The organism is Microbulbifer maximicatervae (SeqCode) (genome assembly GCF_052468295.1).
The window spans coordinates 446,803-460,588 of the sequence record NZ_CP174340.1 but is presented as its reverse complement, the minus strand read 5'-3'; the positions used below and the strand labels follow the sequence as shown (position 1 = coordinate 460,588).

11 protein-coding genes are annotated in these 13,786 nt (G+C 47.9%); 2 read left to right on the top strand and 9 right to left on the bottom strand.

What is annotated here, in order from left to right; translation table 11 throughout:
• Positions 1 to 95: 95 nt before the first annotated feature.
• The 6 genes from ACJJIQ_RS02450 to ACJJIQ_RS02425 all read right to left on the bottom strand — a co-directional run bounded on the left by ACJJIQ_RS02450 (position 96) and on the right by ACJJIQ_RS02425 (position 7,335).
• Complete coding sequence (locus ACJJIQ_RS02450) at positions 96 to 752, bottom strand: glutathione S-transferase family protein (protein WP_445363588.1); 657 nt, start codon at positions 750 to 752, stop codon at positions 96 to 98.
• A gap of 406 nt (positions 753 to 1,158) precedes the next feature.
• Positions 1,159 to 1,983, bottom strand: a complete 825-nt coding sequence (locus ACJJIQ_RS02445) for a right-handed parallel beta-helix repeat-containing protein (RefSeq protein ID WP_445363587.1) — start codon at positions 1,981 to 1,983, stop codon at positions 1,159 to 1,161.
• 220 nt (positions 1,984 to 2,203) lie between these two features.
• Positions 2,204 to 3,925 carry a DUF8614 domain-containing protein gene (locus tag ACJJIQ_RS02440; protein WP_282931726.1) on the bottom strand — a complete coding sequence of 574 codons (1,722 nt, stop codon included), beginning with the start codon at positions 3,923 to 3,925 and terminating at the stop codon, positions 2,204 to 2,206.
• A 66-nt stretch (positions 3,926 to 3,991) separates the two neighbouring features.
• On the bottom strand, positions 3,992 to 5,809 hold the full coding sequence (locus ACJJIQ_RS02435; RefSeq protein WP_445363586.1) for an ABCB family ABC transporter ATP-binding protein/permease: 1,818 nt from the start codon (positions 5,807 to 5,809) through the stop codon (positions 3,992 to 3,994).
• 225 nt (positions 5,810 to 6,034) lie between these two features.
• Entirely contained in the window at positions 6,035 to 6,946 is a 912-nt protein-coding gene (locus ACJJIQ_RS02430) for an alpha/beta hydrolase (protein ID WP_445363585.1), read from the bottom strand.
• An 11-nt stretch (positions 6,947 to 6,957) separates the two neighbouring features.
• Positions 6,958 to 7,335 carry a Cif family virulence factor gene (locus ACJJIQ_RS02425; RefSeq protein ID WP_444915837.1) on the bottom strand — a complete coding sequence of 126 codons (378 nt, stop codon included), beginning with the start codon at positions 7,333 to 7,335 and terminating at the stop codon, positions 6,958 to 6,960.
• A 111-nt stretch (positions 7,336 to 7,446) separates the two neighbouring features.
• Between ACJJIQ_RS02425 and ACJJIQ_RS02420 the strand changes: the two genes are divergently transcribed.
• Positions 7,447 to 8,325, top strand: a complete 879-nt coding sequence (locus ACJJIQ_RS02420) for a LysR family transcriptional regulator (RefSeq protein WP_445363584.1) — start codon at positions 7,447 to 7,449, stop codon at positions 8,323 to 8,325.
• A gap of 302 nt (positions 8,326 to 8,627) precedes the next feature.
• Here ACJJIQ_RS02420 and ACJJIQ_RS02415 read toward each other — a convergent pair whose 3' ends face one another.
• Entirely contained in the window at positions 8,628 to 8,981 is a 354-nt protein-coding gene (locus ACJJIQ_RS02415; RefSeq protein ID WP_445354842.1) for a hypothetical protein, read from the bottom strand.
• A 336-nt stretch (positions 8,982 to 9,317) separates the two neighbouring features.
• Here ACJJIQ_RS02415 and ACJJIQ_RS02410 point away from each other — a divergent pair, with 336 nt between their 5' ends.
• Positions 9,318 to 9,833, top strand: coding sequence for a nuclear transport factor 2 family protein (locus tag ACJJIQ_RS02410; protein ID WP_445363583.1), 516 nt, complete (start codon positions 9,318 to 9,320; stop codon positions 9,831 to 9,833).
• A gap of 26 nt (positions 9,834 to 9,859) precedes the next feature.
• Here the strand turns inward: ACJJIQ_RS02410 and ACJJIQ_RS02405 are convergent, their stop codons facing one another.
• Both ACJJIQ_RS02405 and ACJJIQ_RS02400 read right to left on the bottom strand, forming a co-directional pair.
• Positions 9,860 to 10,471, bottom strand: a complete 612-nt coding sequence (locus tag ACJJIQ_RS02405; protein ID WP_444906063.1) for a CoA pyrophosphatase — start codon at positions 10,469 to 10,471, stop codon at positions 9,860 to 9,862.
• A gap of 134 nt (positions 10,472 to 10,605) precedes the next feature.
• Complete coding sequence (locus tag ACJJIQ_RS02400; protein ID WP_444912383.1) at positions 10,606 to 13,779, bottom strand: efflux RND transporter permease subunit; 3,174 nt, start codon at positions 13,777 to 13,779, stop codon at positions 10,606 to 10,608.
• Positions 13,780 to 13,786: the final 7 nt, after the last annotated feature.

Genomic DNA, 13,786 nt, shown 5'->3' with positions numbered 1-13,786 from the left:
ATTTACGCCACTAATAGTAAAAAAGGTGAAGCTGGTTCAGCTTCACCTAACGGGTTTAGTCACTAAAAAATCCTGATCTCTGCGGAAGTTAGTTCCTACCGATAATCCGACAGTACTACCGGCGGCAGTTCAGTGGCCTCTGACATCCACTCTTTCACGCTGTCACGCCCCAGCAACCGGTCTATCCACTGTTTAGTAAGCGGCCAGGGCTGCAAATTTGGGGCGTGGGAGAAAATTCTTATCACTGTTGGCACAAAGGCTAAATCTGCCAGGGACAAAGCACCCATCAAGTAAGGGCCAGCATTTTGCTCAAGCTCTCCTTCCCAGGCGGCAAATAAGCGCTCCGCATCCATCTCTTCTTCGGGGGTCATTAGACGTTTATCTGGATAAAATGCACTTTCAAAGGACAGACGTGGACACAACCCGGACAACCCAGAATGTTGCCAGCTAAGCATGGCCCGGGCTCGGGCCCGCATCAATGGGTCTTGAGGTAGCAGTTCACCAGAGCCAATGTCATTGGCATATTCCATAATGGCCAAGGAATCAAAAATAATTATATCCCCCTCTTCCAGTACGGGTACTGATCTCGCAGGGGATAGCTCTCCTATACGCTGTAAGTTCTGGAATCGCTGTGGCCGGCGAATATCTACAACCACTTCCTCAAATTGAACTTCCTGTTCACGCAATGCCAACCAAGCCCTAAAGGCCCAAGTGGATGCATTTTTAGTACCCGAGTACAGAACACGAGACATAATTAATCCATTGTTATAGTTGAATTATATTGATCAATTGGGAGCTTCAATTATACCGCTTAACCGCCAAACAATTAGAATATAGCATCAAATTTATTGTGCATTAACAACACTACGGTTCATAGCCATCAATGCCTCATCACAAACAGCTATTTTTTGAATCGCCTCACAAACTTAAAGAAAACCAAAAGGCGACTCAAGTTTAGGCTAACTCTCACTATTCAATTGAATCGCCTAATAGACACAACTTACTACTGGGGTGGAAGGAAAGACTACACCGCACTCGAGACACGCAGTGAATACATCCCTGTAAGCTCCTAATCGGCATCCATGCCTCATAGGGTCCCGAGCGCGGTGTAGTCTTTCCTTCTCCCTTTTTAGTAAGTTTCGCAAATCGCGAAAAAATTCAATCCAGGCAGCTTGGACTTTTAGTAATGGCATCATTAGCGTACCAAATGTTGGTGCCACTACAATCGGGATCAACCGTATCATATAAATCAAAGGAAAGATTAAGTTCAGAGAAATTTCCAGTTATGACATTATTAGTTGAATTCGTGAATTCCAAAACGATACCTCCACCATCATTACTTGATATTAAATTTTGGGAGATTATATTACTGGATGAGCCCTCGATTAGAATTCCTGCTCCACCATTGAATGTAGATATATTATTGAACACATTTGAAAAGCTATCATCTACCTGAATTCCATCAGAGACACTGAGCGATACAACACAAGAAGAGAGAGTATTAAAATCATCATCCATATCAACACCTACCCGACCACTATCAGTGATTATGCATCCACTAATATTGTTAAAGATACTGTCAATATCAATACCATCGTCAACACTACCAACTAGCTCAGTTCCGACGACCGTGTGATAACCCACACCGTCTATAAAAATATTGTCAAAACAATCATTAATGGCACCGCCAGTCAATACCGCACCTTGGCCCAGGATACGTATTCCAGCACCGCCAAATCCCGCACCTGTAGCACAGGTCACAGAAAAATCTCCCATACTCAAACTGCCTTCAGGACCAACTATCGTAAGGGCATCAGGCTCAGCGGCAGTAAGGTCACAGAGTAAATCCTGTGTAAGCACTTCGGCGGTTGTAATAACATCACCACAGGATACCTGAGCGGATACTACAAAAGAGTATGACGCTGTAAATAGCCCCATTACGCCTAATATTAATAACTTAATAACTGACTGCTTAATATCCATGTAAAACCTCTGTCAATATTGTATAAGAGTTGGAATTCCTAGCCTGGGATACAGACTGCCTCCTTAGTTTGGACGTGACTATTAATTCCGCCATAAGAAAAAGTACCTAAAGCGCTAAGCTGCAATCGGCGGGGAAAATTACAAATCGAAGGGGGATAAGCTTTAAGGGCACAAAAAAACCCGGCAGGTACCGGGTTTTTTAAACTAAAAGATAAGGAAATTACTTCAAGCCAAGTACTTCTTTACCCTGGATAAAGGTAACGTCAACAGGAATATTGGCTTCGGCCAAGCGATCCAAATCAGCCTGCAGTTCAGGACCAATTACGCCTTTGGTCTCCAGCAATGATTTGGCTTTCTCGTAATCGCCATCACCCTGAATAGTAATGATTAAACGAGACAAGTTGGTCATCGCCTGTTGCATCTTTTCAAAATCAACACTGTATTGACCAGTCTTGGGATCGCGAGTGAAGGCACCCTGCTCCTTAAAGTAGTTAAAGCGCATCATGTTGGCTTTACCGTGAGCACTAGCCGCACCAAAACGTACGCTGCGGAAGATACCCGCCAGGAAAGTCACATAGTTATCCATCAACTGGCCTTCTTCCAGCTCACCTTTTTCATGTAAGCGGGTAACCATGTACAGACCGAGGATATCAGCCTTACCTTCTTCCAGGGCGGAAGAGGTTTCCTTCAAAGCCTGGCGAACATTATTTCCGCCCTCTACGGTCTTTTTAATTCCCAAACCGTGGGCCACTTCGTGGAACATGGTGTTGGCAAAGAAAGCCGGGAAGGTAATATTCTTGCGCTGATCTTCTGCAATCAATACATCGCTGATCGGCACCAGGATCTTGTCAAACTTGGCCTGCATTGCATTCTTCAGCTGCAAACGGCGAGTGCCTTTGGCCAGCTGTACTTCCTCATCATTGGGAAGGTTAATGGCAATAGTCTTGGAGCCCGCGTTACTGTGGCCAGCGTAGAAGAGTACATCGTAGGCATTCAAGTCTGAATCAGTACCGGGCTCTTCAGATTTGTATTTTTCCTCAACCGGCAAACCCTTCTGCAGCTCGGGCAGCAGAGCGGCAAACTTGGCCAGTTTTTTACTCCACTCTTTGTCTTTCAGCAGGACGTAGGACTCATAAGCGGTACGATAGGCAAACAGCTGGTCTTCATAGTTTTCAATAGGACCAATAACCACATCGATATCATTCTCCTTCATATCCATCCAGGCCATATCGCTGGGGCGAAAATTATCGGAGAGAAGTGCATCGGCACGCATAGTGAGGTAGTTAGCAAATTCCTTGCTCTCAGCCAATTCAGCTGCCTGGCGCAGAATGCTGGCCGCCTTATTCAGGTCGGCATTGTAGGCTTCGTTGTAAGGCACCAGTTCGAGACTGCCAGACTCATTGCGGCGCACCAGGGAGTACAAGCCGTCTTTTCCTGCCTGGTCCCATTTCTCGAACTCTTCGCGGGTCATATCCGCTGGGTAGAAGTTAGCACCCAGGGGCTTATCTCCATAACCAACAATAAACGGCTTATTGTCGTTAAGGCGATCCCAGGGGCCATAGTTGATATCGGCAAACTTACGAGCGCGGTTGTCTTCAATATCCGGCAGCAATTCCTCAGCTGGGCCGTAGGATTGCAACCAGAACAGGCGATCCATAATCTGGCTGGCATCAATCAGCAGGCCAATCATTTTGCGCTGGTTGTCGGAGAGACCGCTTAGATTTGCAGTGAGCTCAACCGGTACATAGATATCAAAACGCTTATCCGCATCTTCTACCTTTTGGCCTGAGGGCACAGGTACCGTCTTGGACTCTACAATCTGAGCCTCAGCTTCCGCTTTGGCAACTTCTTCGGGCTGCTGCTCTTTTTTGGAACAAGCGCCAACAAGGGCCAGTGCCAACACTGCTGCCGCTATCTTGGTAGCCTGAAAAGGAATGGTCATATCGCTCTGCCTATCATTTTTTTGTATCGGCGCCACATTAGTCTGGCTGTAGGGATTTATCAACCGTCATGGCGTAGGCACCTCGGCTGCTTGGGTCTCAGTTCCACGCTCCTGTTGCTGCATACGCCAGAGGGCCGCGTAGTGTCCGTCAGCCTGCATCAATTCCCGGTGGGCTCCCTGCTCGACTATTCCGCCCTGATCCATTACCAGAATGCAGTCTGCATCCACAATTGTGGAGAGGCGGTGAGCGATCACTAACGATGTCTGCTCGCGGGCAATATCCTGCAGGGATGCCACTATGCCCTGCTCTGAGTGGCTGTCGAGAGATGAGGTCGCTTCGTCAAAGATCATAATCGGAGGCTTTTTCAACAGGGCCCGAGCGATAGCAACCCGCTGCTTTTCCCCTCCGGACAATTTGAGACCCCGCTCCCCCACCAGGGTATCGGCTCCCTCTGGCAGCTGCTGAACAAAGCCTTCCAGCTGAGCGTGACGGATCGCCTCATCCACCTCAGTATCTGAGGCATCTACACGTCCGTAACGCACGTTCTCCCGGATCGACTGGTTGAACAACACTGCATCCTGAGGCACAACACCAATAGCCCTGCGCAGCGACTCCTGGGAAACACTGCGAATATCCTGGCCATCAATGGAAATGGAACCGCTGTTAGCGTCATAAAAACGAAACAGGAGCTTAAAGAGGGTGGACTTACCTGCACCGCTAGCGCCAACAATTGCCACTTTTTGCCGTGGTTCCACAGCAAAGCTGATACCTTTGAGGATCTGGCGATTATCTTTATAGCCAAACTGGACGTTATCAAACTCAATTCGGCCCTCCATCACAGTGAGGGGAGCCGCCTGGGGAAGATCTTCCACAGCAGGTTTTACCGCCAGTAAAGAGAACATCTTCTCAATATTTGCCAGTGCCCCTTTCATCTCCCGGTACACAAAGCCGAGGAAATTTAGCGGTATAAAGATCTGCATCATAAAGGCATTCACCAATACGAAGTCACCGATGGTCATAGTGCCTTTGGTGACTCCTACTGCGGCAAGAACCATCGCTGCACACATTGCGCTGGAAATAATCAGCGCCTGGCCACTATTTAGGCCAAACAGGGACAGCCTGTTCTTACGCCGGGCCTTCTCCCAACTGGCCAGCTCCCGGTCATAGTGACCGGATTCATGTCGCTCATTGGCAAAGTACTTAACGGTCTCATAGTTGAGCAGACTATCAACTGCACGGCTGCTGGCCTGTGACTCCGCCTCATTCAACTCCCTGACAAAGCGCGTACGCCATTCAGTGGCTACCACTGAAAAGCCGATATAAATAATCACTGCGGCCAGCACTAATAGCGCAAATAAGCCGCTGTAATTCCACCAGAGCAACCCCGCCACCATAGCTATCTCTACCAGCGTGGGTACGATATTGAAGACCATAAACCGCATCAGGAATCCGATGCCGCTATTGCCCCGCTCAATATCCCGAGAGAGCCCGCCGGTACGGCGGTTCAGGTGAAAATCCAGGTCCAGTTTGTGCAAATGCTGGAACACTTCCAACCCGATCCGGCGCTGGGCCCGCTCAGTGACACGGCCAAAAATCGTGTCTCGCAGTTCGCCAAACAGAGTGCTGGAAAGGCGCACAGCCCCATAGGCCAACAGCAGCCCCAAAGGTAATGCCACTGCCTGGGCCAGGCCCCCAGCACTATCCAGGTCATCGACAATATGTTTGAGCAAAAATGGCAGGGTAACACCCGCAACCTTGGCGCCAATCAAGCAGAGGATCGCCAAGACTACGGCGCGGCGGAATTCCAATAGGTAAGGGAAGAGGGTTTTGAGTGCACCCCAGTGCACCTCATCCAAAGAGACAGTGGATTTGGGTCTCGGCATAATCTATCCAGGAGGAGAAAACAGGCGCCCATTATAATTTGTCGATAGAACTTATATAGACGCTTGCCTTTAAAGCGCCGCCCCAAAGTAATACCTTGAAGCACCTATCCTCACACCCCTCTGGCAGGCCGTGACACTGATGATTTCGTCAAGGCTACAGCTTAAGCCACCAAATCACAAAACATCATTGCAGACCTGCCTAAGACACAAAGCAATAAATCGTTGTTAGTCTTTCATATACTCCAGCATATAAGTTAAAACTTCGTCACGGTCATCGACCAACCTTTCTATCAGGTCAAGATGATCCCGATTATTCGCTAACTTGAAATAACAGGGATTATCCATTTTTAGCATTTTCTCCTGATACTCTTTGGTCTGCCGAAAAAACTCTGGCGTATCAAATTCAGGCACAATTAAATGTAGCGGGCATTCGGTTGTGTCAATACCAGGCTCTAGCAGCTGGGGGCTTACCTTTTCGGCAGATTCCATCGACATATTAATGGCGCCATTGACAAAACTATTGACCAGTGGCCGAATGTCAAATAGTCCTGCCAGGGAAAATGCACCTTTAAACTTACTTTGAGCAGATGCCGGTACACCAAATTGACTCCAATCCGTTTGATGCAACAGTGCTACCAGTTGGCCACCTGCCGAATGCCCCACAAGATACACAGATGGAGCCCCTCTTTCTTCAGCCTCTTTCAGTATGGTAGCCATTGCCCACTGCATCTGTAAGACAATAGACTCCATTGGAGTATCATTTTCCCAATCCGGGGCCATACGGTAACCCGGCATATAGACCGCAAATCCCTCTTTATTGAAAGGCTCGGCCAGAAAAGAAAATTGCTCTTTTGAAAACCACTGCCACCAGCCACCGTGAATATAAATTACGACCGGTGCATCCTCAGCAACTTCGTCTGAACTGAAAGCATCCATCGAGCCAGCTAAATCACCTTCCCCAAAATTGACTGTTTGCAAACCGCCCTTAATCGCGTTGCGATATGCCGAGCTACGACTGCCAGTAAACTCAGCATGAGAAGGCAGCAGCAGATCGGTTGGAAGGCGGCGGGTCCACAACGTAGGGTTATATTGCTCGTCCGTTTTCTCACGGGTAAAGCTATTCCAAAATTCACTCACGGCTAGCACCCTTACTTTTCGCTAGGATTTATAGCTTCGAACTGGTCATCACGCAGTAGCATAGTTCCGTCCTCCTGAAGGACCCAGAGTTCACGAGTAATGACACCTTCTGCGTTGTTCATTTTCCAATTACTTGAGAGTACGGTTGAGACTTCATCCACTACTTCAATTTTTGCGCCAATATAGGTCACATCTGCAAAACCCTGATCTACCAGATTTTGCCAGAAAGCTTGTATATTCTTTCGACCTTCGAACAGACCAAAGGGTTTGGCAGTCATTTGAGCCCGCTCTTCATACATGGATGCACACCCAGCTGCATTGCCACTATTGAAGTAAGACTTCCACTGTTCACTGGCAGCTTTTGTTTTCTCAATCAGAATGTCGCTCATATCAAAATCCTCTTCTGTAATAGGTAACGACCTTGTGCCTATAGATTGCCCCATGGCCATGGTTGTGATAAACATCCATTAATTGATATTAGTGTTTAGGAAAATTAAACAATGAAGCCAAGCCTGGAGGATATGCAGGTATTCCTAGCTGTTGTAGAGGCGCGCAGCTTCACACTGGCAGCCGACCGCCTGGAGCGCACCAAATCGGCAGTAAGCCAAGCAGTTACCCGGTTGGAGTCTGATATCGGCACCCGCTTGCTTTACCGCAGTACCCGCTCCCTATCTCTCACTGAGGCCGGCTCAGAGTTCTACGCCCATTGCCGGGAGATCAAAGATATTTATAACTCAGCATTAACGGGCCTTAGGAATAGCGGTGATAAATTGGCGGGTTCCCTATCAGTAACAGCGCCTCACGCACTGTGCGAACCAGTAATTATTCCTGCAATCATTAAGCTGGCCGAACAGCACCCGCAACTAAGAATCAGGCTGTTAGCCAATGACTCACCCATGGATTTGATTGAATCGCAGGTAGACCTGGCCATTCGCGTGGGCAGTCTTGCACTTCAATCGGCAAAAGTTTCAAAGTTGGGATTGTTAGGAGAAAGTCTCTACGCCAGCCCGCAGCTTATTGAAAAGCTATGTGGCATTCCCTCAGACCTTACTGAACTACAAAATTGGCCGCATATCGCTAATGATTGGCAGGGCATGCCATTAAAGTATGAATTGAAAAGTGGGATTCAGGTAAAAGCCACGCCTAAGGTTCGCTGTAACTCCCTACACGATATAGTACAGTTAACCGAAGCCGGAATTGGGATTGCCAGGTTGCCCGATATTATCGCCCGAAAAAAAGTGGCTACCGGCACACTTTGCTCAATAACATCTGTTGCCGCTGCGCCCATCCATTATATGCATCTATTTTCCAAAAGGCCGCCAACAAAAGTTCAGACTTTTATTAAGGCTATTAAATCCCAATTACAGACCTATAGTTAAAATTAATGGTAGAAACAAGCTTGGTCTATTTAAAACCATCAAGCTAACCTCATAGCAGCCCAAATAGACCTGCATTTGAAACTTTAGAAATGACGAAACTGTCACCCTACAGGAAGCTACCTGCAGCCTGATAACTCAATAGGTACAAAGGGGGGGGGTATTCATTTCACAAAGAAATGCAAAGAAGAATTTGTGGCGTGGACCGAGTAGATATATTAACAAGCAACTCCATATTTAAATGACCAGAGCTGCAAGCTCTAGTCATTTAAACAACTGAGTTCTAACCCAGCCTTCAAAGCCAATCAATTGCAGCGGAAATACTTAAACGTAGAATCCTGGGTATAACGCACCAGTACCTTTCCGCCAGATGTCAGAGAGTACACCTCCTCTGACTTCCAAGCTTCTCCTTCACCCTGCATATTGAAAACCAGATGAAGATTGCCATCACTCTGGCTAGCAGACATCAACTGGCCTGAAGACTCCGTAAATTGAATACGACTATCCGCCAGAGTCATCGAGTCGGCCGATGAAGAAGCGTTACAGGATTCCTCGGTTCCAGCCCATTGTCCCTGATACTTAGGAGGTACAGTGGACATTGCACAAGCCTGGATTAATCCGATTCCCAGCAACACACAGAAAAAAGAGAGAGATCTCATTCAAGCAATCCAATAACGTATATAATAAGAAAAATTAAGGATATAAGAACCTTACAGTATATCTAGTACTTACGTCTCAAATAAATCCCACCATTAGCTAAAACCGTGAAATAGTCACCAAACGACAAAGGATTTTAGGGCTTGGTATTGCTTCACTTTACACAAACAAACACTTCCCGATTTTATTAATAATTCTCTCAAGGTTACTTACAGGATTCCGGGTTAGATAACGGGTTTTGATTAATACTCAATTAATATCCTAGGTGCGCCCCCAAAAACCATCTCTAGAAACTATCCTCTTCAATAGCTACTGGCGATAAAGGTCAAGGTGAAGAAATGGATGAGATTCAACAGCTAAAAGATCGACTAGCGATTAGTGATCTACTCGCCCGTTATACATTAACTATCGACAGTAATGATGCCCGAGGCTGGGCCTCATTATTTACACCCAATGGCCGATTTGAGCATGGCAATATTATGATTCGGGGAAGAGAAAAACTGGAGCGCTACGCAGCGGTTCACAGCAAGTTGGGAAGCCGACATATTACAAGCTCTCCCCTACATTTCATTTCTGAAGATGGGCAATCCGCTTCAGGGAAAGCAACGACCGTAGAAATCATAGCAACGCGATCCGGCTATCGTATTTCTGCTGTTGGAGAGTACCGGGACAAACTAGTCAAAATCGATAACAACTGGTTAATCGAATGCCGACGAGGAGAAGAAGTTAAACTTCCTGAAGCCCCTGATTTCCCAATCCTCAGCGCCGACCCTGATGCAGGCAAAATAATGAAAATATTAATCGATGCTTGGGATGACTTGGGTGAGCCAATACCTGAACCTCCCCAAAAATAAAAATAAATCCTATTTAGTAAGCCGAGCTAATTAAGTGCACGCAGCGGCACATCATCGCGGCGCCCTATTGATGCCCCTAATATTTTCACTAAAAATTCGGTTAATACCCCTGCAGTAAAGCCCCAGATTTCATAATTTTCATACATATACGCCGGAAGGTATATTTCCTGGTTATCAATAATAATACGATCAGTACGAATGCGCGGGTCTGCAAGAAAGAAAGACAGGGGAACTCGAAAAACTGCATCCAATTCACCTGGATTTGGGAACAATTGGATATCCGGTGAAATTATCCCTACCCAAGGGGTCACATGCACCTGCCAGCGGGTAGTCCGCGGCCAAAGGGGGCCGAGTACGCGCACGTCATCCATAGGTAGGCTGACTTCTTCTTCCGCCTCACGCAAGGCGGTAAATTGAAGCGATGGGTCCGTGGCATCCCAGCGCCCCCCAGGGAGAGAAACTTCACCGGAATGTGTGGAGAGATTTGCAGAGCGCTTAGTTAGAATTACTTGAGGGTCCGGCTCTTCTGTCAGGGCAATCAGTACTGCGGCATGGCCTTGCAGGTCAGGCCCTGCCGGAACCCTTGCTTCCAAGTCCTCAATTTGCCCTACGATTTTCTGTTCAATAATCTCTAGCATAAATCTGTGCCCTGCCCCGATCGCTGCGGGGGCTCCATAACATTCATCATACCGGTTTTCAGCGGTAACACTGAGCGATATGCCACAATATCCATTTGTGACTTACCACCCTACCACACAATCAACAGCTTGGCTCAGGTGGATTCAGACCCACCATTCGCGGTCTTATCCTCATCAATTTTGGGGGTATAGCCCCCTTTCAGCTTTTCCCGCACCGTTTGCACCAAGGCGTAATACACAGGCACTAGCAAAGTGGCGAAGAGACTCGCAGCCAACATGCCGCCAAAGACCACCAGCCCCAGGGAAACCCGGCTTACTGCGCCAGCACCGGTGGCGACCAGTAGTGGAATTACCCCTAAAATAAAGGACATGGCCGTCATTAAAACCGCGCGGAATCGCAGGCGCGTGGCCGACAGAGCCGCATCCGCAATAGACCGACCCTTATCGCGCTCCACGCAGGCAAACTCTACTATCAGAATCGCACTCTTTGCTGCCATCCCAATCAGTAATACCAAGCCGATCTGCGTATAGAGATTGTTGATAGACCCCGCGATAAATACCGTAAACATAGCGCCACCAATCGCAATGGGGACGCACAACATCACTGCAAAGGGGATAGTCCAGCTCTCATATTGGGCGACCAAAAACAAGTAGACAAATATAACGGCCAAAGAGAACAGGATTGGGGCCAGATTACCCGCAGTCACCTCCTGTAAGCTGATGCCCGTCCACTCGTATCCATAACCTTCAGGCAACTTTGATGCCAAGTCTTCCATCGCATCCATTGCCTGGCCACTGGAATACCCCGGTGCCGGTGATCCATTGATAGTGACGCTGTTATATAAGTTGTAACGGGTTATTGTTTGGGGCGCGACCACCGGAGTAATAGTTGAGATCGAAGTCAGCGGTACCAAACCGCCACTATTGGCACGAACATAAAAGCCAGCCAGATTTTCCTCTTTATCGCGAAATTGTGCATCGGCCTGAGCGATTACCCGAAAGACCTTTCCATATAAATTAAAGTCATTGATGTAATAGCCACCCAAAAAGGTTTGCAAGGTTAAATATACATCCGGCAGGGGGACCCCAAGCACATGCGATTTCTCTTTATCTACTTTTAATTCAAGCTGCGGTGTAGCGGCCTGAAAACTGGTAAAGGCCTGGGAGATTTCACTGCGCTGATTGGCATTGCCCAGCAGGTCAAACAAGACCTGTGACAACTCAGTAATACTGCGCCCCTGTAGATCTTCGAGTACAAATTCAAATCCACCAACAGTGCCAATACCCGGAAGTGGTGGAATGACAAACGGCAGCACTTGCGCATCGGGAATTGCAGATAATTTTTTCTGTACCCGATCCATAATGGCAAACTGGCTATCTTCTCTATTCGTGCGGTCATCCCAGGGTTTTAGCACAGCAAACATCATTGCCGTATTGGAAGAAACACTGCTGGTAAGCAGGTTGTAACCGGGCACACCAACCACATGAGCCATACCTGGCTCTTCCATTAGAACATCGGTCACTTGATTGACAATGGGTCCGGTTCGCTCCAGGGAAGAACCATCTGGCAACTGCACGTGCAACATAAACGTGCCCTGATCTTCATCGGGAATAAAACCGGTGGGGATTCGGGTAAAGAGTAAATAACAGAATAGTAAAATCAGAATAATTGAGGCAATACCGATGAGCGGTATTTTGATACAAGCCCTCACCATTCCCACATAAAAACCTGTAGAAATATGCAGAGCTTTATTAAAGAAACCAAAAATACCGGTCTCTTTAATACCGGCTACTTCCCCGTCTTTGCTCGGCTTTAACAAGCTGGCACAGAGAGCCGGACTTAGTGTCAGTGCATTCAGGGAGGAAATGGCCACCGCCATTGAAATGGTGACAGCAAACTGCTGATACATTTTTCCCGTAATTCCCGGCATCAACATTACCGGGACAAAAACTGCAAACAAAACAAGGGTCGTAGCAATAACGGGGCCGGTAACTTCACGCATGGATTCCAGCGCGGCTTCCTTTGGCGGGAGGCCATCAGCCATTAACCGCTGGGTGTTTTCCACCACGATAATCGCATCATCTACCACTATGCCGATCGCAAGGATTAAGGCAAACAATGTGATGGTGTTAATCGTCATCCCAAATGCCAGCATTAAGGCAAAGGTGCCTATCAGGGATACGGGAATAGCAATGGCTGGTACCAGCGTAGAGCGCCAATCCTGCAGAAACAAAAAAACCACCAGTATTACCAGTATCAGGGCAATAATCAGTGTTTCCACAACCTCTTTAATTGAGGCCTCTACAAATAATGTGGTGTCGTAGAGAATCTCCGCTTCCAATCCATCGGGAAAACGCTTCGACAACTCAGCAACCTTGGCCTTAATACCATCAGCTACTTCAATCGCATTTGCCTCGGGCAGCTGGTACACCCCTATCACTGCTGAAGCCTGGTTATCCAATTGCCCATAGGAAGAGTAAGATTCACTTCCCAGCTCCACCCTCGCCACATCCTTGACTTTTACCATGGCACCATCGGGCTTGGCGCGGATGGTGATGTCCTCAAACTCGCTGGGAGATACCAAGCGCCCCTGCACCAAAATATTGTATTGGAACTGCTGATCTTGGCGGATCGGTGGCGCCCCGATCTGACCGGCAGCTACCTCTACGTTCTGTGCCTGCACAGCAGAGATAACATCCTGGGCGGTGACATCTAACGAGGCCATCCGGTTGGGGTCGAGCCAGAGGCGCATGGCGTAATTGCGCGAGCCAAAAATAACAACACTGCTCACCCCCAGCACCCGCGCCAATTCATCTTTTAAATAAATCTCGGCGTAATTTGCCAGAAATAATTCATCAAACTTTTCATCTGGGGAAAACAAATTGACTACTAGTAACAGCGTGGTGCTCTGCTTGGAAACTACCACCCCATCCCTTTTCACATCCTCAGGTAGCTGGGGAGTGGCCTGCTCCACCCGGTTCTGAACATTAACCTGGGCGATGTCATCGTCGTAGCCAGGCTTGAATGTCACTGTGAGACTGTAGGAGCCATCATTGCCACTGGTGGAAGACATATAATCCATGCCCTCCACACCATTAACTTGCGACTCAATCGGCACAGCCACACTATCGCGTACTACTTCGGCGCTGGCACCGGCAAACGTGGCGGCGACATTGATGGTCGGTGGCGTTATTTCAGGGAATTGCGACACTGGCAATTGTGGCAAGGAGAGTATCCCAGCGAGGGTGATCAGTATGGAAATAACAAAGGCGAATCGTGGCCGCCGGATACAAAAGGCGCTAATCATGGGCAGC

What these genes read in the sequence shown, in the direction of transcription:
- ACJJIQ_RS02450 (WP_445363588.1), bottom strand. Translation starts at nt 752, where the DNA reads ATGTCTCGTGTTCTGTACTCGGGTACTAAAAATGCATCCACTTGGGCC.
- ACJJIQ_RS02435 (WP_445363586.1), bottom strand. Translation starts at nt 5,809, where the DNA reads ATGCCGAGACCCAAATCCACTGTCTCTTTGGATGAGGTGCACTGGGGT.
- ACJJIQ_RS02445 (WP_445363587.1), bottom strand. Translation starts at nt 1,983, where the DNA reads ATGGATATTAAGCAGTCAGTTATTAAGTTATTAATATTAGGCGTAATG.
- ACJJIQ_RS02400 (WP_444912383.1), bottom strand. Translation starts at nt 13,779, where the DNA reads ATGATTAGCGCCTTTTGTATCCGGCGGCCACGATTCGCCTTTGTTATT.
- ACJJIQ_RS02405 (WP_444906063.1), bottom strand. Translation starts at nt 10,471, where the DNA reads ATGCTAGAGATTATTGAACAGAAAATCGTAGGGCAAATTGAGGACTTG.
- ACJJIQ_RS02415 (WP_445354842.1), bottom strand. Translation starts at nt 8,981, where the DNA reads ATGAGATCTCTCTCTTTTTTCTGTGTGTTGCTGGGAATCGGATTAATC.
- ACJJIQ_RS02420 (WP_445363584.1), top strand. Translation starts at nt 7,447, where the DNA reads ATGAAGCCAAGCCTGGAGGATATGCAGGTATTCCTAGCTGTTGTAGAG.
- ACJJIQ_RS02440 (WP_282931726.1), bottom strand. Translation starts at nt 3,925, where the DNA reads ATGACCATTCCTTTTCAGGCTACCAAGATAGCGGCAGCAGTGTTGGCA.
- ACJJIQ_RS02425 (WP_444915837.1), bottom strand. Translation starts at nt 7,335, where the DNA reads ATGAGCGACATTCTGATTGAGAAAACAAAAGCTGCCAGTGAACAGTGG.
- ACJJIQ_RS02410 (WP_445363583.1), top strand. Translation starts at nt 9,318, where the DNA reads ATGGATGAGATTCAACAGCTAAAAGATCGACTAGCGATTAGTGATCTA.